This is a genomic window from Amycolatopsis sp. NPDC051128, from assembly GCF_040682715.1.
GTDB lineage: Bacteria > Actinomycetota > Actinomycetes > Mycobacteriales > Pseudonocardiaceae > Amycolatopsis.
The window spans coordinates 1-23,351 of the sequence record NZ_JBFBBN010000086.1; the positions used below are offsets into that span (position 1 = coordinate 1).

Here is a 23,351-nt window from a genome sequence, read left to right on the forward strand (position 1 = left end):
ACAGATCATTGGCCAGACACCACGGTCGGTGACGTTCCGAGTCAAACCGGACCGGTGACCTCGCCCCCACATCCTCACAGTGGCGTTCGGTGCGTTGGGCGCACCCAATGTGGCGTTCGGTGCGTTGGATGCACCCAATGTGGCGTTCGGTGCGTTGGATGCACCCAATGTGGCGTTCGGTGCGTTGGATGCACCCAATGTGGCGTTCGGTGCGTTGGGGCGCTTGGGACCTCAGCCGCGCTGGGAGCGGACCCCGAGGAGCACGTCCTCCCAGGACGGCACGATCGGGTGGTTCTTCTTGGCCTTCGGCCGCGTCTGCTCCGCCTGCTCGGGCACCGCCACGTCCTCTTCCGGCTCGGCCGGGACGCGGGGGATCTCGCGGGTGTCGTCGTCCGGGTCCGGCTCGGCGGCCGGCAGCTGGGCCTGCTCCGGGGACGCCGAATCCAGGGTCGGCTGGTACTCCGCTTCGCGGGCCGGGTCGAGGGCGCGGACCGTGCGGGGCGCGCGGTACGCCTTCGGGTCCAGCAGGACCTCGGCGTTCTCGTCGAGCGCCGTGACCGTGCCGCCGTGCGCGCCGGGTGAGAACGCCCAGTGCGCGCGGTTGTCCGAGCGCCCGGCCTTCCACTGCAGCACGACGACCCAGCGGCCGTCGTCGCCCTTCCACGAGTCCCAGGTGGCCTGCGAGTAGTCGTGCCCGCGGACGCCGAAGCCGTACGCGACGACTTCGCCGAGCGTCTGCACGTCGGGGCCGTCTTCGCGGACCGGGTGGGCGCTCTGGGCGAGCTCCGCGGTGCGCGAGCGCTCGAGCAGGACGGGGTAGGCGTAGCGCTCGACGCGCTGCGCCGTGACGCCGGCGCTCGCGGCAACCTGCTCGACGGACTCGCCGGCGCGGATGCGCTGCTGGATCTCGCGTGGCCGCATCTGGCTCTCCAACTCGATTTCGATCTGGCCCAGGCGGGCGAGGTCGCCCCGCGCCGCCGCGCGCAGTCTTTCATCGGCCGGGAGCAGGAAGCGTGTGCCGCTGGCCGAGTCTTCGCACACGATGGACTTACCGTCCTCGTGTAACCCGACCACTCGCAGCGTGCGCATTGTTCGCCTTCCCCGATGCTTCACCGTCGTGGGTGCCCACGTTAGAACGGCGCGTCGGCTTGACGTGCGAGGCGCGCCGAGTCCATACCGATCTGCCCAACTGTTCACTGAGCGACCCCCGCATCATCGAGCACCAGGTCGGCGGTGGCGCGGTGACACGCCGGACACGCAAAGTCACGAACGAGTGGATCGTGGGTGGCGGCGGCGGGTCACGCGGGCGGGAGCCGGACCGTCACGGTGAGGCCGCCACGCCGGCCGGGCTGGGCCTCGGCCACGCCGCCGTGGGCCTGGGCCACCGAGCGGACGATCGACAGCCCGAGCCCGGCGTTGCGCGTGTCGCCCGTCCGCTCCGCCCCGCCGACCCGGCGGAACGGCTCGAACAGCGTTGGCACCGCTTCGGGCGGGACCACCGGCCCCGAGTTGCGGATCTCCAGCGCCGGGTCGCCCCGGATCTCGACGTACACCCAGCCGCCCCGGGCGTTGTACGTGATCGCGTTGACCACCAGGTTCGTCACCAGCCGCTCCAGCAGCACCGGGTCGCCCGCCACCGTGCGCGGCCGCAGCCTCGTCTCGACCGTCACCCCGGCCGCGGATGCCGACGCCGCCGTGGCCCGGACGACCGACGCCGCCACCTCGTCCAGCCGCACCGGCGCCCGCGCGTGCAGGCCGCGGTCGCTGCGGGCCAGGACCAGCAGGCCCTCGATCATCCGCTCGCTGCGCTCGTTCGTGTGCAGCAGGTGCGTGCCGAGCTTCCGCAGGTCCGGCGAGACCTCCGGATCGGTCATCGCGACCTCGATCAGCGTCCGCTGCACCGCGAGCGGGGTCCGCAGCTCGTGGGACGCGTTCGCGACGAACCGCTTCTGGCTGTCGAACGACTCCGCCAGCCGGTCGAGCATGCCGTCGAAGGTGTCCGCCAGTTCCTTCAGCTCGTCGGGCGGTCCTTCGAGGTTGATCCGCCGGTCGAGCTTGCCCGCCTCCAGCCGCCGCGCGGTCGAGGTGATGTCGTGCAGCGGCCGCAGCGCCCGGCCCGCCATCAGCCAGCCGAACAGCACGGCCAGCCCGGCCGTCGCCACCAGCGCGATCGCCGAGCCGACGACCAGGGTGGACAGCGTCGAGGAGCGGTACTCGTCCAGCGACCCGGTGACCAGCTGCACCGCCGGAGCGGGCGAAAGGGTGTCCAGCCGTTGCGCGACCCCGAACTCCGCGTCGCCGGCGACCGCCGTCGAGGCGAACCGGACCGGGTCCGGCAGCGTGCTCTGCACCAGCAGGTAGTTGAGCACGACGAGGACCAGCCCGGCGAGCAGGAACAGCGCGCCGTACCAGGCGGTGAGCTTCGTCCGGACGGAGACGCCGTTCACGGTGTGCCGAACCGGTAGCCGGCGCCCGGCACCGTCTCGATCACCGGCGGGTCGCCCAGCTTGCGCCGCAACGTCATCACCGCGACCCGCACCGCGTTGGTGAACGGGTCCGCGTGCTCGTCCCACGCCTTGTCCAGCAGGTCCTCGGCGCTCACCACCGTGCCCTCCGCCCGCATCAGCACCTCCAGCACAGCGAATTCCTTCGGCGAGAGCAGCAGGAACCGGCCGTCGCGGGCGGCCTGGTGACGCGGCAGGTCGAGCACGACGCCGTCGCGCTCCAGCACCGGCGGCAGCGCGGGCCGCGCGCGCCGCGACAGCGCCTGGACCCGGGCGACCAGCTCGGCGAACGCGAACGGCTTCGTCAGGTAGTCGTCGGCGCCGATGCCCAGGCCGGCCACCCGGTCGGTGACGTCGGCGGCCGCGGTCAGCATGAGCACCCGCGCCTCGCCGCCCGACTTCACCACGGCGGCGCAGACATCGTCGCCGTGCACCTTGGGCAGGTCGCGGTCGAGGACCACGACGTCGTAGCCGTGCACGCCGACCCGTTCCAGGGCCTGCTCGCCGTCGTAGCAGACGTCGACGGCCATGGCGAACCGCCGGAGGCCCTCCGCCACCGAGTCCGCGAGCAGCCGCTCGTCCTCCACCACCAGCACACGCACCCGCCCAGTCTGACCGGGCGGGCCATAAGGACCGCATAAGCGACTTCGCTTAGCGGGCCGGAATCCCCCGATCCGTAGACCTGGCACCCATCCGGAACGAAAGGAGCGAGCCGATGCGGACACGGATCATCGTCGCGGCGCTCGGGGCGGCCTTGCTGCTCGGGGGCTGTGGCGCGAAGGCGGACGACGGGGCGAAGGTGGCCTCGATCTCGACGCCGCCCAAGTCGGGCGGCCCCACTGCCGCCGACAACAGCGGCAAGAGCGACGAGGACAAGATGCGCGACTTCGCCAAGTGCATGCGCGAGCACGGCGTCGACATGCCCGACCCGAAGCCGGCCGGGGACGGCGGCATGGCCGTCACCCTGGGCGGCGGCCCCGGCGAAGCCTCGAAGATCGAAGCCGCGCAGAAGGAGTGCAAGCACCTCATGCCCAACGGCGGCGAGATGAAGCCGCCGAGCGCCGAGGAGCTCGACAAGATGCGCAAGGACGCCAAGTGCATGCGGGAGCACGGCGTCGACATGCCGGACCCCGACCCCAGCGGCAAGGGCACCGTGGAGATCGGCGGCCCGGGCGACGACCCGAAGAAGTTCGAAGAGGCCGCGAAGGCGTGCGGGATGGGCATGAGCGTCCACTCCGAGGCGGCCAAGTGAACGAGGTGACCGAACTCCGCAAGCCCCGCCGCCGCGGCCGCACCCGCTGGCTGGTCGCCGCCGCGGTGATCGTCGTGGTGCTGGGCACCAGCTCCGTCGTGATCCTGACCCGGGTCTCCTCCGCCACGCCGGTGCAGGAAGCCGCGCCACCGTCGGTCGAGACCGCGGAGGTCGTCAAGACCGACCTGAGTGAAGAGGACGAGGCCGACGGCAGTCTCGGCTACGGCGAGGAATCGACCGTCGCCGGCCGCAAGCCCGGCACGATCACGTCGCTGCCCGCCGCGGGCGCCACCCTCACCCGCTGCAAGCCGGTGTACGGGGTGGACGCGAAGCCGGTGCCGCTGTTCTACGGCACGCTGCCGTTCTACCGGGACCTCGCCGCGGGCGCGGACGACGGCGCCGACGTCAAGCAGCTGGAGGAGAACCTCAAGGCGTGCGGGTTCGGCGGCTTCGGCACACCGGACAAGAAGTTCACGGCGGCGACGGCGGCCGCGCTGAAGAAGTGGCAGAAGGCCTTGGGACTGGAGCAGACCGGGGCGTTCGGCCAAGGCGACGTCGTGCTCGCGCCGGGTGAGGTCCGGGTGTCGGCGCTGTCGGCCAAGCCCGGTTCGCCGGCTCAGGGTGAGGTGCTCAAGACGACCGGCACCGTCCGCTCGGTGCAGGTCAAGCTCGACGCGGCCAAGCAGGGCCTCGCCCAGCAGGGCGCCAAGGCGTCCGTGACGATCAACGGGAAGACGACGCCGGGCACGATCACCGACGTCGGGCGGACCGCGGTCGAGGGCAAGGACGCGGCGGGCCAGGACGACGGCAAGCCCAAGATCACCGTGACCGTCCGGCTCGACGACCCGGCCATCGCCGGTTCGCTCGACTCGGCGCCGGCGACCGTCCGGTTCACCAAGGACGTCCATCAGGGCGTGCTCGCGGTCCCGGTCGGCGCGCTGCTCGCGCTCGCCGAAGGCGGGTACGCGGTCGAGGTCGACGAAAACGGCGATCGTCGCCTTGTCGCTGTCCAAACTGGACTGTTCAGCGGCGGGAAGGTCGAGGTCACCGGCACCGGCCTGACCGCGGGCATGCGGGTGGTGACGACGTCGTGACGCCCGTGCTGCGCGTGCACGAGGTCACGCGCGCCTACCCCGGCGGGGTCGCCGCGCTCGACGGCGTCTCACTGGCGCTGGAGGACGGCGAGATGGTGGCGATCGTCGGGCCGTCCGGGTCGGGCAAGTCCACCCTGCTGCACCTGATGGGCACGCTCGACCGGCCGTCGTCGGGCCGCGTCGAGCTGCGCGGCCACGACGTCGCCGCGCTGCCCGACCGGAAGGTCTCCGCGCTGCGGTCGCGCTGGATCGGGTTCGTGTTCCAGCAGTTCTTCCTCGACGAAGGGATGAGTGCGGTGGACAACGTGTGCACCGGCCTGCTCTACGCCGGGGTGCCGCGGCGACGGCGGCGGGGGCGGGCGCTGGAAGCGCTCGACCGCGTCGGGCTGGGACACCGGGCGTGGCACCGCCCCGGCGAGCTGTCCGGCGGGGAACGCCAGCGCGTCGCGATCGCCAGGGCGGTGGTCAACGACCCGGCGATCCTGCTGGCCGACGAACCGACCGGCAACCTCGACACCGGCACCGGCGCGTCCGTGCTCGCGCTGCTCGGCGAGCTGTCCGCGGACGGCACCACGATCGTGGTGATCACCCACGACCGGGAGATCGCCGCGGGCATGCCGCGCCGCATCGAGCTGCTCGACGGGCGGCTGCGGCTGGACACCGGCCTCGTCGCGGGCGGTGTCCGGTGATCGCGCCGCCGAAGGTGGCCCTGCCGGAGCCGGCCCGGCTCAAGCCGCCGGACGTCGTCGCGCTCGGCGCGCACGGCATGCGCACGCGGCCGGTGCGCGCGGTGCTGTCCGCGCTGGGCATCGCGATCGGCGTCGCGGCGATGGTGGCGGTGCTGGCGATCCCGGCGTCCGGCGCGCAGGCCCTGCACGACCGGCTGGCCGCGCTCGGCACGAACCTGCTCACCGCCGGCCCGGGGCAGACGCTGTTCGGGGAAGACGCGACGCTTCCCGACGACGCCGTCCCGATGGCCAAGCGCATCGGTCCCGTGCAGGCGGTTAGCGGCACCGGGAACACCTCGCAGAGCGTGCGGCGCAGCGACAAGATCGCCGCGGACGACACGTCCGGGCTCGCCGTGTTCGCGGCGCGGCCGGACCTGCTGGCGGTGCTCGGCGGCAAGGTCCGCGCCGGCGCCTTCCTCGCCGCGGGCAACCAGGACTACCCGGTGACGGTGCTCGGCGCCCAGGCCGCGGCCCGGCTCGGCATCGATCACGTCGACCCGGCCCGCCCGCCGCAGGTGCTGATCGGGGCGCAGTGGTTCACCGTGGTCGGGATCCTCGCTCCGATGCCGCTCGCGCCGGAGATCGAGCGGTCGGCGCTGGTCGGCTGGGACGTCGCGAAGCGGCTGCTCGGGTTCGACGGGCACCCGTCCACCGTGTACGTCCGCGCCGAAGAGTCCAAAGTGGATGACGTGCGCTCGGTGCTGGGCGCGACGCTGAACCCGCAGGCGCCGAACGAGGTCGAGGTGCGCCGCCCGTCGGACGCGCTCGCCGCGCAGAAGCTGACGGACACCACCTACAGCGCGCTGTTCCTCGGCCTCGGCGGCGTCGCCCTGCTCGTCGGCGGGGTCGGGGTGGCGAACACGATGGTCATCTCGGTGCTGGAACGGCGGCGCGAGATCGGCCTGCGCCGCGCGCTCGGGGCCACGAAACGCCAGATCCGCGGACAGTTCCTGGCCGAGTCGGTGCTGTTGTCCGGGCTCGGCGGGCTCGCCGGGGTGCTGGCCGGGGTGCTGGTGACCGCGGGGTACTCGCTGAGCCAGGGCTGGCCGGCCGTGTTGCCGTCGGGGGCGCTGGCCAGCGGGGTCGGGGTGGCGGCGCTGGTCGGGGCGGTCGCGGGGGCGTACCCGGCGATGCGGGCCGCCCGGCTCGCGCCCACCCAGGCGCTCGCCTGAGACGACACGGAATGCCGGGTGGTGAGTTACCCACCACCCGGCATTCCGCACGTTGGAAGATTCACCTCGAGCGAGCTTCGAGTTTGAATGAGTGGAGGAGATCACTCGACGAAGGGGCGGCCGACGTGGTTCGAGTCGAGGCAAACAGGCGTGACTTCCTTCGCTGGCTGGCCACGGCAGGCGCGGGGCTCGCCGCCGCGGGCATCGTCCCCGCGCTCTTCGCCCAGGAAGCCGCCGCGGCGGGCACGGACGTCGTGGTGGTGCTCGGGGCGACCGTCGTCGACGGCACGAACGGCCCGGCCCGGCCGAATTCCGCGGTCGTGCTGGTGGGGGACCGGATCGCCTGGGTCGGCCCGGTCAGCGCGCTGCCGCACCGCGCCGGCGCGCGGATCGTCGACGGCCGCGGCCGGTACCTGATCCCGGGCCTCTGGGACACGCACACCCACGGCCTCGACTACGAGCAGCTCTTCCCGCCCCTTCACGTGGCCAACGGCGTCACCGGGATCCGCGAGATGTGGGGCTACACCGAAAACCGCGCCGCCCGCGACAAGATCGTCCGCGGCGAGCTGCCCGGCCCGCGGGTGGTCATGGCCGGCTCGATCGTCGACGGCCCGGTCAGCCTGCTGGGCCCGCCGGTCACGCAGGTCGCGAACGCCGAGGAGGGGCGCGCGGCCGTCCGGACCGCCGTCGCCGAGGGCGCCGACTTCGTCAAGGTCTACTTCTACCTGCCGGCGGACGCGTACGCCGCGATCGCCGACGAGTGCCGCCGCGTCGGCCTGCCCTTCGCCGGGCACTGGCCGTACCGGCTCCGGCAGCTCGACGCGGCGCGGGCCGGTCAGCGCAGCCTCGAGCACCTCTTCGGCCTGCCGATCGCCACGTCCACGCGCCGGGACGAGTTCCTCGCGATCCTCGACGCGACCCCGTTCGACCCGAACGCCAAGCGCGACTTCTTCAACCTCGCCCGCGAACTCGACCGGAAGGCGGCGCTGGCCTACGACCCGGTGGCGGCGGACAGCCACTTCGCCGGCTTGAGGGCCTTCGGCACCTGGCTGAGCCCGACGTTCGCGGTCAACCGCGTGATCTCGAAACCCGCCGACACCTACGCGCACGACCCCCGGCTCAAATACATCTCCCCGGACATCCGCGACTACTGGGCCGGCAAGCTCCCGCTGTACACCCCGGTCACGCCGGAACAGGCGGCCCAGCAGGAGGCCTACTTCGAGACCCAGCTGCGGCTCGTCGGCGCGGCGCACCGTGCCGGGGTCGGGGTGCTCGGCGGCACCGACTGCCTGAACCCGTACGTCTTCCCGGGGTTCAGCCTGCACGACGAGCTGGACTTCCTGGTCGAGGCCGGGCTGACCCCGCGGCGGGCCCTGCAGGTCGTGACCCGCGACGCGGCCGCGTTCCTCGGGCGCGCGGACTCCACCGGGACGATCACCCCCGGCAAGGTCGCCGACCTGGTGCTGCTCGACGCCGACCCGCTCGCCGACATCCGCGCGGTCCGGCGGATCGACACCGTCGTCACCGCCGGCCGCGTCCTGGACCGGGCCGCGCTCGACCGGATGCTGGCCGGCGTCGAGGCCGCGGCGAACCAGCCGCCGCCCGGAGCGGCGGGCGCGCGGTCGGTGCGGGTGCCCATTGGCGGGTGCTGCTGACCGCGCGCCCCGGGAAGAGCGTCAGCCCAGGCGCTCGACGACGTACTCGATGCTCTGCGTGAGCTTCGAGACGTCGTCCGGGTCGATCGCCGGGAACAGGCCGACGCGCAGCTGGTTGCGGCCCAGCTTGCGGTACGGCTCGGTGTCGACGATCCCGTTGGCGCGCAACACCTTCGCCACCGCGGCGGCGTCCACCTCGTCGCTGAAGTCGACCGTGCCGACGACCTGCGAGCGCAGGTCCGGGTCCTTCACGAACGGCGTCGTGTAGCTCGTCTTCTCGGCCCACTCGTACAGCCGCGACGACGAGTCCTTCGTGCGCGCGGTCGTCCAGGCGAGGCCGCCCTGGCCGTTCATCCACTCGATCTGCTCGGCGAGCAGGAACAGCGTGGCCACGGCCGGGGTGTTGTACGTCTGGTCCTTGCGGGAGTTGTCCAGCGCGGTGGTCAGCGACAGGAACTCCGGGATCCAGCGGTCGCCGCCGCCGATCTCGCCGATCCGCTCGACCGCGGCGGGCGAGGCCAGCGCGATCCACAGGCCCCCGTCGGCGGCGAACGACTTCTGCGGCGCGAAGTAGTAGACGTCGAAGTCCTCGGCCTTGACCGGGAGCCCGCCGGCGCCGGAGGTGGCGTCGATCGCGACCAGCGCGCCTTCACTTCCCGCCGGGCGGCGGACCGGCACGGCCACGCCGGTCGACGTCTCGTTGTGCGCCCAGCCGACCAGGTCCGCGCCGGCTTCGTAGGCGATGTCGGGCGCGCTGCCCGGCTCGGCCTTGACGACGATCGGGTCGGCCAGGAACGGCGCGCCCTTGGTCACGGTGGCGAACTTCGAGGAGAACTCGCCGTAGGTGAAGTGCTGCGCGCGCTCGCGGACCAGCCCGAACGCGGCCGCGTCCCAGAACGCCGTGGTGCCGCCGTTGCCGAGGATCACCTCGTAGCCTTCGGGCAGCGAGAACAGCTCGGACAGGCCCGCCCGGACGCGTCCGACGAGGGACTTGACCGGCTTCTGCCGGTGCGACGTGCCGAGGTAGGTGGAGCCGGACTCCGCCAGCGCACTCAGCTGCTCGGCGCGGACCTTCGACGGGCCGCAGCCGAAGCGGCCGTCGGCCGGCTTGAGGTCGGCGGGGATGGTCAACTCAGCGTCGGTCATGCGGCCAGTCTCTCAGGTCGGGATGCGGCTGGTGAAGGTGGTGCTGGGGTGTCCGGTATGTGGAATCGCGCTGCTCCGGGCCGCGGACGGCCCGAAACCCGGTACCCGCGGGACCCGGTGTGCCGGTAGCTTCGCCCGCTGTGACGACCGATTCGCCCCGGCCCGGACCCCGGTGGTACTTCTTCCCGTGGTTCGCCGTGGTGTCCGCGACGCACCTAGCGGTCGAAGGCTGGACGGACACGGCGGCGATCGGCCTGCCGGTGGGGTTCGCGGCGACGCTGGCGCTGGTGTTCGTCCGGCGGCTGCCCTGGTGGGTGACCGGTGACCCGCGTCCATCCCGCGAAGACCGGCGGCGGCGCCGCCGGGTGGCCGTCGTGGTGCTGCTGTGGCTCGTGGTGGCCGCCGCGATCGTGACGGGGCTCGTCGAGCACCCGCCGCACGGAGCCGACGTCTGGAACGCCGCCGTGTTCGTGGCGATCTTCCTCGGCGCGAGCGTGTGCGCGGCGGTGTGGCTGGTTCCGCGCCGGTCACGGTCACCGCGTGCCACCCTGCGGCGGCAACTGCTCGTCCGGACCGCGGCGGCCTGGACGATCGCGGTCCTGGCCGCCGGGACCGAGGTGGTGACCATCGTCGTCACCGGCGGTTGGCTGCCGTGGCTGCTGCCGGTCCCGGCCGTGCTGGGCGTGCTGGGGCTCGTGGAGTGGCGGGCGGAGATCGCCGGGATCGCGCGGTGCCTGGCCAGCGGCGACTGGACGTCGATCCCGGCCGCCGCGTTCGACGTGCGGCCGGGCGAGCCGGTCAACGGCTGGGCGATCCTGCCCGGTGACGTGCGGATCAAGTTCCACCTGCCTGCGGCCCCGGCCGACATCGCCGCCGAACTGGCCGGGCGGCGGCGGCTCTGGCTCGCCGGGTGGCCGTCCGAGCAGCTCGTCACCGGCTTGCCGGACGGCGACAGTTACGCCATCGGCCAGGTCGGGGTGCACCATGCTCCGGCCGGGGACCGTAAAAACACGGTCCCCGCCGGGGCCGGGCGCCGGTAGCGTCCCCCGCCGTGATGCCGTGCGGCCCCGCTCACCGCCCTGGGGGTGTGAGCGGGGCCAACGGGATCAGCGCCAGTTCTCGACGCCGCCCGGCACCGGCGCGTTGGGGTCGTACGGCGTGCGGGTGAAGATGAACGTCGTGAGGTCGAGGTGGGTGGCCACCCCTTCGGCGTTCCGGCCCACTTCGAGCGTCTCGCCGGCGTAGTAGCCGTCGAGACCGACGTAGGTGTCCTTGCCGGTCGCGCGGAACCGGGACCCGCGCCCGGGACCCTCGACCGGCGCGAGCAGGAGCAGCCCGTCGCCCTGGACGCGCAGGTGGTACGGCGTCGGGCCCCAGTGCCAGAGGCCGGTCAGTGCCAGCAGCCCGGGGGCGACGGCGGCCGGCTCCCACTCGACGGGCAGGCGCGGCTCCAGCTCGTCGGTCGTGGTGATCAGGTCGAGGCAGAGCTGGGTGATGCCGACGCCGGCCGTCGAGTTGGTGAGCACCAGCGCGCCGGTCTGCGCGACGGGGTCGACCAGGGTGACGGCGAGGAACCCCGGCATCGAGCCGGTGTGCCCGGCCAGCCGGCGGCCCTGGTGGCGCACGAGCATCAGCCCGAGGCCGAACCCGACCGTCCAGACGTCGGTGTCGTCGACGGTGACCATGGTCCGCATCTCCTCGATGGTCTCCGGCGCGAGTACTCCGCTGCCGTGGCCGCCGAGGAAGGCCGTCCAGCGGCCGAGGTCGGTAGCCGTCGACCACAGCTGCCCGGCGGGGGCCATCGCCCCCGCGTCGGGGCTCGGTTCCGGCAGCAGGACGTCGGCGAACGGGTGCACGGCGAAGCCGTCGGCGTGCGCGCCGACCGGGTGCGGGGTGGTGCGGGTCATCCCGAGCGGGCCGAGGATCTCCTGTTCGAGCACGGAGAGCCAGCCCTTGCCGCGGTGGCGGGCGATCAGCTCGCCGAGCACGCCGTAGCCGACGTTCGAGTAGTGGAACCGCGCGCCCGGCCGGTGCTTGGTCGCGCCCTCGGCGAGGCTGCCGACCAGCGCGTCCCAGTCGGCGCCCGGGGTCCGCTCCCACCACAGGCCCGGCGACTCGGAGGTCAGGCCGGACGTGTGGGACAGCAGCTGGGCGATGGTCGCGGCGCCGAACGGCGTGCCGGGGACGTGCTTTTCGAGCGGGTCGTTGAGGTCGAGCAGGCGTTCGTCGCGCAGCCGCATGACGGCGGTGGCGACGAGGGTCTTGGTGATCGAGCCCAGCCGGTACTGGGTGTCGGTGCCGGGGGTCTCGCCGCCGACGCGACCGCGGCCACCGGACCAGACGATCTCGCCGTCCCGCACCACGGCGGCGACCAGCGACGGAGCCCGGCAGGCCGCCTGCTCGTGGGCGATCCGGCGAAGCAGGGCGTGTTCGGTCGACTCAAGCATGGGGGCATTCTGCCGCGCGCGGCAGAATCACGCGTGATGCCCGCCGGATCACGGGTGAAGCCCGGAGCGGGGTCAGCCGAGCAGGTTCCGGGCCATGGCCGTCGTGACGGCGGCCGTCCGGTCGGAGACGCCGAGCTTGCCGAACACCCTCAGCAGGTGGGTCTTCACCGTCGCTTCGCTGATGTGCAGCGCGCGGCCGATGTCGGCGTTGGTGCCGCCCTTCGCGACCAGCCGCAGCACCTCGATCTCGCGGGCCGACAGCGATTGCGGCTCCGGGTGGCGGACCCGATTGACCAGTTTCCCGGCCACCGACGGCGCCAGCACGGTCTCCCCGCGCGCCGCCGCACGGATCGCGTTCGCCAGCTCCGTGCGTGACGCGTCCTTCAGCAGGTAGCCGGACGCGCCGGCCTCGACCGCGCGCAGGATGTCGGCGTCCGTCTCGAACGTGGTGAGCACGACGATCCGGCGGCCGGGCCGCTCGCGCAGGATCCGCCGGGTGGCGCCCACTCCGTCGAGCCCCGGCATCCGCAGGTCCATCAGCACGACGTCGGGCCGGGCGACCCGGTCGAGCGCGACCGCTTCGTCGCCGGAGCCCGCTTCGCCGACGACCGTGAGGTCGGGTTCGGCTTCGAGCATGCCGCGGAGTCCCTCGCGGACGACGGGGTGGTCGTCCACGAGCATGACGCGGATCACGCGGGCACCTCCAGGGTGAGTTCGGTGCCGCTGGGGCCGCTCCGGACGCTCAGTGTGCCACCCACCTGCTCGGCGCGGGAGCGCATGCCGCGCAGTCCGAAGCCGCTGACGCCGTCCGGGTCGAAGCCGGCGCCGTCGTCCCGGACGAACAACCGGACCGAGCCGTGCACAACGGACAGCCGGACGAGCACCGCCGACGCTCCCGCGTGCCGCCGGACGTTGTTCAACGACTCCTGCGCGCCCCGCAGCAGGACGACCTCGCCCGCCATGCCGAACGCGGGCAGCGCACCGTCCACTTCGTACCGCACGGTCAGCCCGGTCTCGTCGGCGAGCCGGTCGGCCAGGCGGCGGACGGCGTCGGCGAGGGAGCCGGCGGTGAGGTCCGCCGGGGCCAGCGCGGCGACCATCGTGCGGGCCTCGGCGAGGTTCTCCCGCGCGGTGCGGGCCGCCAGCTCGACGTGCCGCCGCGCGGCGGCCGGGTCACTGTCCAGTTCGGACTTGATGGCCTCGGCGAGCGTGACGATGCTGGTGAAGCCCTGGGCCAGGGTGTCGTGGATCTCGCGGGCCAGCCGCTCCCGCTCGGCCGCGGTGCCCGCCTCGCGGGAGAGCCGGGCGACTTCGGCCCGGCTCTCCTCGAGCTCGGCGATCAGGTCGGCGCGTCCCCGGCTCTCCTCGATGACGTGCAGGATGAACTTGCCGGACAGCACGCCGAACACGACGAGGATGGCGGTCATCGGCAGCAGGATGTGCAGCGCCGGGCCCCGCAGCCCGTCGTTCGCGATGGACGACGCGGGGCTCAGCAGGATCGCCACCGTGGTGAGCACCGCGGCGGGGCGGAACTCGAGTGTCGAGAACAGCAGCGGGCACACCATGAACAGGATGAAGCTGGCCGTGGTGTTGGCGAACATCGCGACCGCGACCAGCGCCACGACCACCACAGCGAGCGCCCACCGCTGCCGCCGGTGCCCGTCGTTCCGGACGACCCGGCGGCCCCACAGCAGGTAGGTCAGCGCGAGCGCGGTGAGCGCCGCGACGGCGACCGCCGTGCGCACCGGGTCGGACCCGTCCAGCACCACCAGCACGGTCGTCGCCACGTACGCCACCGCGAAGAGGATCTCCCAGAGCCAGTTGAACCGGTCCCAGGCGTCCGTCACTTCGCGTCGGTCCACCGGAACGTCAGCCGCGCCAGCACCGCGCCCACCACGCACCAGATCCCCAGCACCAGCGCCACCCGCGGAAGTTCCCATGCCCCAGCCATCTCCATCCTGACCGCCCCTTCCGGCAGGAACACCGACCGGAACCCCTGGCAGATCCACTTCAGGGGGAAGAACGACGCGACGTCCACCATAACTTTCGGCAGGTTCGTGATCGGCGAAACGAACACACCCGAGATGAACTGCAGCACCAGGTACAGCATCTGCACGATGGCGACGGCGCCGTTGGTGGACTTCGCGAGCGAGCTGACCGCGATCCCGAGCAGCGTGCACGACACGATGCCGAGCGCGAACACCCACAGCAGCGTCAGCCACTTCGCCGGGTCCGCCGGCAGCTCCAGCCCGAACAGCAGCACGGCGACCGCGGCCATCAGCACGGTCTGGGCCAGGCTCGACACCGCGACCAGCACCATCTTGCCGACGAAGTAGGCCGACGGCGGCATCGGCGTGCCGCGCAGGCGTTTGAGCGCACCGGTTTCCCGGTCGCCCGAGACGCCGGTCGCGATGCTGTTGAACGACGTCGAGACGATGCCGGAGCCGATCATCCCGGCCGCCAGCAGCTGCCCGGAGGTGACCCCGGCGAGCGCGGTCGGACCGTCCAGGATGGACCCGAGCAGGATCATCAGCACCGCGGGCAGCGAGAAGGTGAAGACCACCTGCTCCTTGTGCCGGAAGAACTGCCGCAGCTCGGTGCCGCCGCGGGCGAGCCCGAGTGAGAGGGGGCCCGGGAGGGCGAGGGTCGTCATGCCTTGTCTCCGATCAGGTCCAGGTAGATGTCCTCCAGGCTCGGCCTGGTCACGGTCAGCCCGGCGAGCTCGCTACCCCCAGCAGAGAGCTCGGTGACGAGCTTGGTCGGGTACGCGGTGCGCTCGACGTGCTCGCCGCGCTCGTCGACCCACCGCACGGTGGCCTCCGCGGCGGCCCGGCCGCCGAGGTCCCGCGGGGTGTCCTGCGCGACGACTTCGCCGCGCGCGATCACCGCGACGCGGTCGGCGAGCGCCTCGGCCTCGTCCAGGTAGTGGGTGGTCAGCAGGATGGTGGTGCCTTCGGCGGCGAGGTCGCTGATCAGCGACCAGAACTGCCGCCGCGCCTCGGGATCGAAGCCGGTGGTCGGCTCGTCGAGGAAGAGCAGTTCGGGCCGGCCGATGATGCCGAGCGCGACGTCGACGCGGCGCCGTTGCCCACCGGAGAGCGACTTCACCCGCGCCTTGGCCTTCGCGGTGAGCCCGACCTTCTCGATCACCTCGTCGGGGTCACGCGGGTTCGGGTAGTACTTCGCGAAGTGCCGGACGGTCTCGGCGACGCTCAGCTCGGCGGCGTCGTTCGCCGTCTGCAGGACGATGCCGAGGCGCGAGCGCCAGGCGCGGCCGGCCTTGCCGGGGTCCTCGCCGAGCACGGTGACCTCGCCGTCCGTCCGCTGCCGGTGGCCTTCGAGGATCTCGACGGTGGTGGTCTTCCCGGCGCCGTTCGGGCCGAGCAGGGAGAACACCTCGCCCTGGGCGATGTCCAGGTCCAGCCCGGCGACCGCGAGGTGGCCGGGGTACTGCTTGCGCAGGCCGCGCACGCTCACTGCTGTGGTCATGGCCCAAGCCTGGCGGCTCGGGGCGGCGGATCCGAGCACCGCTCAGCTGAATCCGGCTGTCCACCGTTCGGTGGACACGATCGCCGCTTGGTTTCCCGTGGAACCAAGAAAACACTGTCATGCAAGCGAAAATCCGAACTTTCGAGCTCGCGAAACCGCCGCGCGGGTGAACACCACCGTTGACAACTTGTCTAACCTGTCGGAATGTCGCACAAGTGGGTGACCGCCTGCGACGGCGTCCGGCTCTCCGTCGACATCGACGGCCGGGCCGACGGGCCGACGGTCGTGCTCGTGCACGGCTACCCCGACAACAGCTCCATGTGGAGTGGGGTAGCCGCCGAGCTGGGCGCGCAACACCGCGTCGTCACCTACGACGTCCGCGGGGCGGGACGGTCGGACAAGCCGCCGGGACGCGCGTCCTACCGGCTGGACCAGCTGGCCGACGACCTCCGGGCCGTCGTCGACGAGGTCCAGCCGGCCGGGAAGGTCCACCTCGTCGCCCACGACTGGGGGTCGGTCCAGGCCTGGCACGCCGTCACCGGTGCGGGCCTGCGCGGGCGGATCGCGTCCTACACCTCGATCTCCGGGCCGAGCCTCGACCACGTCGGCGCGTGGTTCCGGGAACAGCTGACCCGCCCGACGCCGAAACGGCTCAAGAACGCGCTGAGCCAGTTCCTGCACTCGTGGTACATCCTCGCGTTCCAGGTGCCGCTGATCCCCGACCTGCTGTGGCGCACCGGCCTGATGAGCAGGCAGATCCAGCGCATGGAGCCGGATGCGGCGCCCCCGGAGAAGTCCGACGGCCTGCACGGCCTCCAGCTCTACCGCGCCAACATGTTCACCCGGCTGTCGCGCCCGGCGCCGCGCCCGGCCGAGATTCCGGTCCAGGTGCTGGCCCCGACCGGTGACGGCTACGTCACCACACCACTGCAGACGGAGATCGCGCGCTGGGTGCCGGGCCTGCGGGTCCGCCGGATCGTCGGGACGCACTGGGTGACCCGGGCCAACCCGAAGGTCGTCGCGACCGCGGCCGCCGAGCTGATCGAGTACGCCGAAGGCGGCGCGGAAAGCCGGGCGCTGCGGAAGGCGCGGGTGGGCGCCGGGCGGTTCGCGCACCGGCTCGTCGTCGTGACCGGCGCGGGCAGCGGGATCGGCCGCGCCACCGCGCTCGCCTTCGCCGCCGAAGGCGCCGATGTCGTCATCGCCGACATCGATGCGGCCGCGGCCGCCGAGACGCTGAAGCTCCTGGAAGACCACGGCGCCGCCCAGTACACAGTGGACTCTTCGGACGGCGATGCCGTGCACCGCTTCGCCGAAGACGTCCGCGAGAACCACGGTGTCCCGGACATCGTGGTCAACAACGCCGGCATCGGGGTGTCCGGCCCGTTCCTCGACACCTCCGTCGAGGACTGGGAGCGCGTCATCGACGTGAACCTCTGGGGTGTCATCCACGGCTGCCGCGCGTTCGCGCCGATGCTCGCCGAGCGCGCCGAAGGCGGCCACATCGTCAACCTCCCTTCGGCGGCCGCGCACCTGCCGTCGAAGTTCCTGTCCGCCTACGCCACGACCAAGTCGGCCGTGCTGACGTTGAGCGTCTGCCTGCGTGCCGAGCTGGCTGCCGACCACATCGGCGTCACGGCGGTGTGCCCGTCGAAGCGCTACGCACGACGCAGGTTCGGTCCGGAGGGCGTCGCGAAGGACATCCTCCGTGCGGTGGAAAGGGACCTCGCCACCGCGGCGCACGGGGAGGCCCCAAAGCCGTGAATGTCGCATTGAGGGACTCAGAGTCCCTCAATGCGACATTCACGGACTTGCCGCTTGGGGTCAGTGCTTGGTGACCAGTTCCCAGCCCTCGACGTCCTCGGGGCTGCGCGGCGCCGGGCCGACGTACTTGGCCGACGGCCGCACCAGGCGTCCGGTCCGCTTCTGCTCCAGGATGTGCGCGGCCCAGCCGGCGGTGCGCGCCGAGCTGAACATCGCGGGCATCATGTGCGGCGGGACCTGCGCGAAGTCCAGGATCACCGCGGCCCAGAACTCGACGTTGGTCTCGATCGGGTGATCCGGGCGCCGCTCGCGCAGCTCCGTCAGCGCCGCCTGCTCCAGCGCGGCCGCCGCTTCGTAGCGGGCGGCGCCGAGCTCCCGGCAGGTCCGGCGCAACACGCGCGCCCGCGGGTCCTCGGCGCGGTAGACGCGGTGGCCGAAGCCCATCAGGCGTTCCTTGCGGTCGAGGATGCCCTTGACCAGGCCGGCGGGGTCGCCGGTGCGCTCGACCTCTTCGATCATCGGCAGCACCCGGGCCGGCGCGCCGCCGTGCAGCGGGCCCGACATCGCGCCGATCGCGCCGGACAACGCGGCCGCCACGTCGGCGCCGGTGGAGGCGATGACGCGGGCGGTGAAGGTCGACGCGTTGAGGCCGTGTTCGGCGGCCGACACCCAGTACGCGTCCAGCGCCTTGACGTGCGCCGGGTCGGGCTCGCCGCGCCAGCGGACCAGGAAACGCTCCGTGATCGAGTGGGCCTCGTCGACGCGAGTCTGCGGGACGGCCGGCTGGCCGACGCCGCGCGCCGACTGCGCAACGTAGGAGAGGGCCATCACCGAGGCGCGGGCCAGCTGCTCGCGGGCCTCCTCGTCGGTGATGTCGAGCAGCGGGCGGTAGCCCCAGATCGGCGCGAGCATGGCGAGCGCGGCCTGGACGTCCACCCGGACGTCGCCGGTGTGCACCGGCAGCGGGAACGGCTCGGCGGGCGGCAAGCCATGACCGAACCGGCCGTCCACGAGGAGGCCCCACACATCACCGAAGGTCACCTTGCCGGCGAGGTCCTCGATGTCGACGCCGCGGTAACGCAGCGCACCGCCGTCCCGGTCGGGTTCGGCGATTTCGGTGTGGAAGGCGATGACGCCCTCCAGACCCGGTCGGAAGCCGTCGTCGGGTTGGCCGGACGGCTGTGGCTTGCTGATCGTGGAGGTAGTCACTGTTTCGCGGAACCTTTCGGTGCGCTTTTCCCCGGCTGGTTGGTGCTGGTCGCGCGGTTGGGACAAGCGCACTGAACGCGCGCCACATCGCACGGATGGATAGACCTTGCTCTCTTGACCGGCCACTGGCAATCGAAAGATGCGGTGGTTTCGGTCACGATTACGAGAACGATTCAGCCACCCGGGCCGGCCGGCGGGAGAATTTCCCGCCACGGACTGTGACGAAGCGCAGGTAAATCCTGTGTTTCCGAACCAGGCGCCGCCAGGTTTCGGGTGATAGACCTAGCGCATGCACCTCAGCCCGCAGGAGCGCGACAAGCTGCTCATCCACGTGGCGGCGGACGTCGCGCGGAAGCGGCTGGACCGCGGCGTCCGGCTCAACTACCCGGAAGCGGTGGCGCTGATCACCGACCACGTCCTCGAGGGGGCCCGCGACGGGCGCACGGTCAGCGAACTGGTCGCCAGCGGCCGGACCGTGCTCTCCCGTGCGCAGGTACTCGACGGCGTACCCGAGATGGTCGACTCCGTGCAGGTCGAAGCCACTTTCCCGGACGGCACGAAGCTCGTCACCGTGCACGACCCGATCGTGTGAAGAGGTTGTGAATGAATCCAGGTGAGATCATCCCGGGCGCCGAGCCGGTGGAGCTGAACCCGGGCCGCGCGCGCGTCCGGCTGCTCGTGCGCAACCTCGGCGACCGGCCGGTGCAGGTCGGCTCGCACTACCACTTCGCCGCGGTCAACCCCGGCCTCGAGTTCGACCGCGACGCCGCCCGCGGCCACCGGCTCGACGTCCCGGCCGGCACGTCGGTGCGGTTCGAGCCGGGCGTCGAGCGCGAAGTCGACCTGGTGCCGCTCGCCGGCGCCCGCCGGGTCCCGGGACTGCGGTCCGAATTCGCGGGGTCCTTCGAGGTACTCCCTCCCGCCGAGAAGGCATAGGAGCTGTCTGAGATGCCGCAGATCGACCGCGAGCGCTACGCCGAGCTGTTCGGCCCGACCACCGGCGACCGGATCCGGCTCGCCGACACCGACCTGCTGATCGAGGTCACCGAGGACCGCTCCATGGGGCCCGGCGGCAGCGGCGACGAAGTGCTCTTCGGCGGCGGCAAGGTCATCCGCGAGTCCATGGGCCAGGGCACGGCCACCCGGGCCGAGGGCGCACCCGACCTGGTCATCACCGGCGCGGTGATCCTCGACCACTGGGGCGTCGTCAAGGCCGACGTCGGCGTGCGCGACGGCCGGATCGTCGGGATCGGCAAGGCCGGCAACCCGGACACGATGGACGGCGTCGACCCGGCGCTCGTCATCGGGCCGTCCACCGAGGTGCTGTCCGGCAACGGCAAGATCCTCACCGCCGGTGGCATCGACTGCCACGTGCACTTCATCTGCCCGCAGCTCGTCGACACGGCGCTGGCCGCCGGTCTGACCACGCTGGTCGGCGGCGGCACCGGCCCGAACGAGGGCACGAAGGCGACCACGGTCACGCCCGGCGCGTGGAACCTCGGCCGGATGCTGTCCGCCATGGACGGTTACCCGATCAACGTCCTGTTGCTGGGCAAGGGGAACACCGTCCGGCACGAGGCGCTGCGTGAGCAGCTCGCGGCCGGCGCGGGCGGTTTCAAGCTCCACGAGGACTGGGGCACCACGCCGGCGGCGATCGACGCGTGCCTCACGGTGGCCGACGAATCCGGCGTCCAGGTCGCCATCCACACCGACACGCTCAACGAGGCGGGCTTCCTGGAGTCCACTGTGGACGCCATCGGCGGCCGCTCGATCAACGCGTACCACACCGAAGGCGCCGGCGGCGGGCACGCGCCGGACATCATCGAGGTCGTCTCGCTGCCGAACATCCTGCCGTCGTCGACCAACCCGACCCGGCCGCACACGGCCAACACCCTCGACGAGCACCTCGACATGCTGGTGGTCTGCCACCACCTCAACCCGTCGGTGCCCGAGGACCTCGCCTTCGCCGAGAGCCGGATCCGGCCGACCACGATCGCCGCCGAAGACGTGCTGCACGACATGGGCGCGATCTCGATGATGAGCTCCGACTCCCAGGCGATGGGCCGGATCGGCGAGGTGATCATCCGGACCTGGCAGACCGCGCACGTGATGAAACGCCGCCGTGGCGCGCTGCCCGGCGACGGCGCGGCCGACAACCTGCGCGCACGCCGCTATGTCGCCAAATACACGATCAACCCGGCCATCGCGCACGGGATGGAGACGGAGATCGGCTCGGTCGAGGTCGGCAAGCTCGCCGACCTGGTGCTGTGGGAGCCGAAGTTCTTCGGCGTCCGCCCGCACGTGGTGCTCAAGGGCGGGTTCGCGGCGTGGGCGGCGATGGGCGACGCCAACGCGTCCATCCCGACGCCGCAACCGGTCATGGCGCGGCCGATGTTCGGCGCGAACATCGGGGCGGCGCTGAGCCTGCACTTCGTCGCGCCGGAGGCGCTGGACAGCGGGCTGCGCGAGACGTTCGGCATCACGCGGCCGCTGGTCGCGGTGTCGAACATGCGGGCGCGGACCAAGGCGGACATGGTGCTCAACGACGCCACCCCCGACGTCCGCGTCGAGCCGGACAGCTTCGCCGTGCACGTCGACGGCGAGCTGATCGAACCGCAGCCGGTGACGGAACTGCCGATGGCGCAAAGGTACTTCCTCTTCTGATGGACCTTTCGGCGCTGATTCTCGCGGACTCCCGCTTCCCCGGCGGCGGGCACGTCCACAGTGGCGGACTGGAGGAGGTCGTCGCGCGGAAACTGGTGACGTCCGTGCGCGATCTCCCGGGATTCCTTTCCGGACGGTTGCGGACGGCGGGTTTCCTGGCCGCGGTGTTCGCGGCGGCGTCGGCCCACGCGGCGGCCCGCTCTGTCGAGAGTGGACACTGGCGGCGGCTCGACGCCGAATTGGACGCGCGGACGCCTTCGCTCGCGCAGCGGGAGGCCTCGCGCGCCCAGGGCCGGGGGACCGCGCGGGCCGGGAAGATCGCGTGGCCGTCACCGGTACTCGCCGCGCTGGTGAAGGAGACTCCGCGGCCGCACCACCCCGTGGTGCTGGGCGCTTTGGTCGGGGTCGCGGGCGGTTCGCCGTACGACGCCGCGATGGCCGTGGCCTACCTGGCGGTGAGCGGGCCGGCGAGTGCCGCGGTGCGGTTGCTGGGGCTGGACCCGTTCGCCGTCAACGCCGTCGTCGCGCGGCTCGATCTCGGCTCGGTGTGCGAGACCGCGGCGGCGGTCGCGGGAGACGATCCGGCGGCGCTGCCGTCGCCCGGGTCGCCCGCGTTGGATCTGTTCGCCGAGGCCCACGCCCGGCATCACCAGGAAGAGGTGCGTCTCTTTGCCAGCTGAAGGCCACGGGCATGGACATGGACACGTCCACCCGGTCAACTTCGACCCGACGGCCGCCGAGCCGGACCACTACGACGCGGCGCCCACGGCCGGGCGCGCGTACCGGATCGGCATCGGCGGCCCGGTCGGCTCGGGCAAGACCGCGCTGACCGCGGCGCTCTGCCGGGCGCTGGGCGACGAGGTGAACCTCGCCGTCGTCACGAACGACATCTACACGACCGAGGACGCGGACTTCCTGCGCCGCGCGGGTGTCCTCGACCCGGAGCGGATCGAAGCGGTGCAGACCGGCGCCTGCCCGCACACCGCGATCCGCGACGACATCACCGCGAACCTGGACGCCGTCGAGAGCCTGGAGGAGAAGTTCCCCGGCCTGGACCTGGTGATCATCGAGAGCGGCGGCGACAACCTGACCGCGGTGTTCAGCCGGGGACTGGCCGACAGCCAGATCTTCGTCGTGGACGTCGCGGGCGGCGACAAGGTGCCGCGCAAGGGCGGCCCCGGCGTCACGACCGCGGACCTGCTGGTGATCAACAAGATCGACATCGCGCACCTGGTCGGCGCGGACATGGACGTGATGACGTCGGACGCGCACCGGATGCGGGGCTCGCTCCCGGTGATCACCCAGTCCCTTGTGGACACCCCGGACGCGCCGGCGGTCGCGGACTGGGTTCGTTCGCTGTTGCCGGTCCGCGCCGGGTGAAAGCCCACGCCCGGCTGACCGCGTGCTTCGACGGTTCGCGCACGGTGTTGCGGGAGCTGCGGTCGATGGCGCCGCTGACGCTGTTCCCACGCCGGGGCGGCCGCGGCCCGACGGCGGTGGTGCACCTGGTCAACTCGGCGACGTCTCCGTTGGGCGGGGACGATCTGCTGCTCTCCGTGCACGTGGGTCCCGGCGCTTCGCTGCGCCTCTCCGGCGTCGCGGCGACGCTGGCTTTGCCCGGACTGCACGGTGAAGGCTCCTTGTCCACAGTAGACATCGTGGTGGCGGAGGGTGGCTCGCTGGAGTACCTGCCGGAACCGACGGTGATCACCGCGCGGGCCCGGCACACGGCGGTGTTCCGGGCGGCGGTGGCTTCGGACGCTTACCTGCACACGCGGGAGGTGCTGGTGCTGGGCCGAGCCGGGGAAAGCCCGGGCTCGCTGACGACTTCCTTGTCGGTCACCCGGGGTGCCGTGCCGGTGCTGCGGCAGACGCTTTCGATCGGCGACTCGACTTTGGACACGAGCTTGGCGGTGCTGGCCGGCCGCCGGGTGCTGGTCTCCGACCTGGTGGTCGGCGGCCCGGAGCTCCCGGCGGCCTCCGGCGAGTGGTGGTCCCGCAGCCCCCTCGCCGCGGGCGGCACCCTCACCACATCCCTCGCGCCGGACGCCGTCACGGCGTTGAAGCCGTTCTGAGCAGCCCCCGTTTTCCACGGTAGCCGGGGGCACCGACAGTTTCGGCCAAGCCAAAAGCCGTGAATGTCGCATTGAGGGACTTCAAGTCCCTCAATGCGACATTCACGGACTTCAGAACTTGGTGGCCGGCCAGGTCGTCGCAACCGGGCTGC

At 72.2% G+C, this 23,351-nt stretch carries 23 protein-coding genes; 13 read left to right on the top strand and 10 right to left on the bottom strand.

Annotated features, from left to right (window positions below):
* Positions 1 to 231 precede the first annotated feature (231 nt).
* The 3 genes from sepH to AB0M82_RS44680 all read right to left on the bottom strand — a co-directional run bounded on the left by sepH (position 232) and on the right by AB0M82_RS44680 (position 3,106).
* Entirely contained in the window at positions 232 to 1,089 is an 858-nt protein-coding gene (gene sepH, locus AB0M82_RS44670; RefSeq protein ID WP_364735702.1) for a septation protein SepH, read from the bottom strand.
* 209 nt (positions 1,090 to 1,298) lie between these two features.
* Positions 1,299 to 2,447, bottom strand: coding sequence for an ATP-binding protein (locus AB0M82_RS44675; RefSeq protein ID WP_364735704.1), 1,149 nt, complete (start codon positions 2,445 to 2,447; stop codon positions 1,299 to 1,301).
* On the bottom strand, positions 2,444 to 3,106 hold the full coding sequence (locus AB0M82_RS44680; RefSeq protein WP_364735706.1) for a response regulator transcription factor: 663 nt from the start codon (positions 3,104 to 3,106) through the stop codon (positions 2,444 to 2,446). Before AB0M82_RS44680 ends, AB0M82_RS44675 begins: the two co-directional genes overlap by 4 nt.
* Positions 3,107 to 3,219: 113 nt before the next feature.
* On the opposite strand from AB0M82_RS44680, the gene AB0M82_RS44685 reads away from it, so the two are divergent.
* The 5 genes from AB0M82_RS44685 (at position 3,220) to AB0M82_RS44705 (ending at position 8,405) form a co-directional block, all read left to right on the top strand.
* Positions 3,220 to 3,756 carry a hypothetical protein gene (locus tag AB0M82_RS44685; RefSeq protein ID WP_364735708.1) on the top strand — a complete coding sequence of 179 codons (537 nt, stop codon included), beginning with the start codon at positions 3,220 to 3,222 and terminating at the stop codon, positions 3,754 to 3,756.
* Positions 3,753 to 4,850 carry a peptidoglycan-binding protein gene (locus AB0M82_RS44690; protein WP_364735710.1) on the top strand — a complete coding sequence of 366 codons (1,098 nt, stop codon included), beginning with the start codon at positions 3,753 to 3,755 and terminating at the stop codon, positions 4,848 to 4,850. Before AB0M82_RS44685 ends, AB0M82_RS44690 begins: the two co-directional genes overlap by 4 nt.
* The gene (locus AB0M82_RS44695; protein ID WP_364735712.1) at positions 4,847 to 5,539 is read left to right on the top strand and encodes an ABC transporter ATP-binding protein; all 693 of its coding nucleotides are present in this window, start codon (positions 4,847 to 4,849) and stop codon (positions 5,537 to 5,539) included. Before AB0M82_RS44690 ends, AB0M82_RS44695 begins: the two co-directional genes overlap by 4 nt.
* A 77-nt stretch (positions 5,540 to 5,616) precedes the next feature.
* Positions 5,617 to 6,750 (top strand): ABC transporter permease, encoded by a 1,134-nt coding sequence (locus AB0M82_RS44700; protein WP_364735741.1) that lies wholly within the window; start codon positions 5,617 to 5,619, stop codon positions 6,748 to 6,750.
* Between the two features lie 125 nt (positions 6,751 to 6,875).
* The gene (locus tag AB0M82_RS44705; protein WP_364735714.1) at positions 6,876 to 8,405 is read left to right on the top strand and encodes an amidohydrolase family protein; all 1,530 of its coding nucleotides are present in this window, start codon (positions 6,876 to 6,878) and stop codon (positions 8,403 to 8,405) included.
* 21 nt (positions 8,406 to 8,426) lie between these two features.
* On the opposite strand, the gene serC is transcribed toward AB0M82_RS44705, so the two are convergent.
* A complete protein-coding gene (gene serC, locus AB0M82_RS44710) occupies positions 8,427 to 9,551 on the bottom strand; it encodes a phosphoserine transaminase (protein ID WP_364735716.1) in 1,125 nt (374 codons plus the stop codon).
* 140 nt (positions 9,552 to 9,691) lie between these two features.
* On the opposite strand from serC, the gene AB0M82_RS44715 reads away from it, so the two are divergent.
* Entirely contained in the window at positions 9,692 to 10,591 is a 900-nt protein-coding gene (locus AB0M82_RS44715; protein WP_364735718.1) for a hypothetical protein, read from the top strand.
* 66 nt (positions 10,592 to 10,657) lie between these two features.
* Here AB0M82_RS44715 and AB0M82_RS44720 read toward each other — a convergent pair whose 3' ends face one another.
* The 5 genes from AB0M82_RS44720 to AB0M82_RS44740 form a co-directional block, all read right to left on the bottom strand.
* Complete coding sequence (locus tag AB0M82_RS44720; RefSeq protein WP_364735720.1) at positions 10,658 to 11,998, bottom strand: serine hydrolase domain-containing protein; 1,341 nt, start codon at positions 11,996 to 11,998, stop codon at positions 10,658 to 10,660.
* 72 nt (positions 11,999 to 12,070) lie between these two features.
* Positions 12,071 to 12,691, bottom strand: coding sequence for a response regulator transcription factor (locus AB0M82_RS44725; protein ID WP_364735722.1), 621 nt, complete (start codon positions 12,689 to 12,691; stop codon positions 12,071 to 12,073).
* Positions 12,688 to 13,845, bottom strand: a complete 1,158-nt coding sequence (locus AB0M82_RS44730) for a sensor histidine kinase (protein ID WP_364735724.1) — start codon at positions 13,843 to 13,845, stop codon at positions 12,688 to 12,690. The genes AB0M82_RS44725 and AB0M82_RS44730 overlap by 4 nt, the downstream gene beginning before the upstream one ends.
* A complete protein-coding gene (locus tag AB0M82_RS44735) occupies positions 13,842 to 14,651 on the bottom strand; it encodes an ABC transporter permease (RefSeq protein ID WP_364735726.1) in 810 nt (269 codons plus the stop codon). The genes AB0M82_RS44730 and AB0M82_RS44735 overlap by 4 nt, the downstream gene beginning before the upstream one ends.
* The gene (locus tag AB0M82_RS44740) at positions 14,648 to 15,487 is read right to left on the bottom strand and encodes an ABC transporter ATP-binding protein (RefSeq protein WP_364735728.1); all 840 of its coding nucleotides are present in this window, start codon (positions 15,485 to 15,487) and stop codon (positions 14,648 to 14,650) included. The genes AB0M82_RS44735 and AB0M82_RS44740 overlap by 4 nt, the downstream gene beginning before the upstream one ends.
* A 219-nt stretch (positions 15,488 to 15,706) precedes the next feature.
* On the opposite strand from AB0M82_RS44740, the gene AB0M82_RS44745 reads away from it, so the two are divergent.
* On the top strand, positions 15,707 to 17,251 hold the full coding sequence (locus AB0M82_RS44745) for an SDR family oxidoreductase (protein WP_364735743.1): 1,545 nt from the start codon (positions 15,707 to 15,709) through the stop codon (positions 17,249 to 17,251).
* Between the two features lie 60 nt (positions 17,252 to 17,311).
* On the opposite strand, the gene AB0M82_RS44750 is transcribed toward AB0M82_RS44745, so the two are convergent.
* The gene (locus AB0M82_RS44750; protein ID WP_364735730.1) at positions 17,312 to 18,460 is read right to left on the bottom strand and encodes a citrate synthase 2; all 1,149 of its coding nucleotides are present in this window, start codon (positions 18,458 to 18,460) and stop codon (positions 17,312 to 17,314) included.
* Positions 18,461 to 18,749: 289 nt separating this feature from the next.
* On the opposite strand from AB0M82_RS44750, the gene AB0M82_RS44755 reads away from it, so the two are divergent.
* Genes AB0M82_RS44755 through AB0M82_RS44780 form a run of 6 tightly spaced genes read left to right on the top strand, consistent with a single transcriptional unit; the run spans position 18,750 to position 23,199 of the window.
* Complete coding sequence (locus AB0M82_RS44755; protein WP_020641633.1) at positions 18,750 to 19,052, top strand: urease subunit gamma; 303 nt, start codon at positions 18,750 to 18,752, stop codon at positions 19,050 to 19,052.
* An 11-nt stretch (positions 19,053 to 19,063) separates the two neighbouring features.
* Entirely contained in the window at positions 19,064 to 19,396 is a 333-nt protein-coding gene (locus tag AB0M82_RS44760) for an urease subunit beta (protein WP_364735731.1), read from the top strand.
* Between the two features lie 12 nt (positions 19,397 to 19,408).
* Positions 19,409 to 21,124, top strand: a complete 1,716-nt coding sequence (locus AB0M82_RS44765) for an urease subunit alpha (protein ID WP_364735733.1) — start codon at positions 19,409 to 19,411, stop codon at positions 21,122 to 21,124.
* Entirely contained in the window at positions 21,124 to 21,804 is a 681-nt protein-coding gene (locus AB0M82_RS44770; RefSeq protein ID WP_364735735.1) for an urease accessory UreF family protein, read from the top strand. The genes AB0M82_RS44765 and AB0M82_RS44770 overlap by 1 nt, the downstream gene beginning before the upstream one ends.
* The gene (gene ureG / locus AB0M82_RS44775) at positions 21,794 to 22,504 is read left to right on the top strand and encodes an urease accessory protein UreG (RefSeq protein WP_364735737.1); all 711 of its coding nucleotides are present in this window, start codon (positions 21,794 to 21,796) and stop codon (positions 22,502 to 22,504) included. Before AB0M82_RS44770 ends, ureG begins: the two co-directional genes overlap by 11 nt.
* The gene (locus tag AB0M82_RS44780; protein ID WP_364735739.1) at positions 22,501 to 23,199 is read left to right on the top strand and encodes an urease accessory protein UreD; all 699 of its coding nucleotides are present in this window, start codon (positions 22,501 to 22,503) and stop codon (positions 23,197 to 23,199) included. Before ureG ends, AB0M82_RS44780 begins: the two co-directional genes overlap by 4 nt.
* Positions 23,200 to 23,351 lie beyond the last annotated feature (152 nt).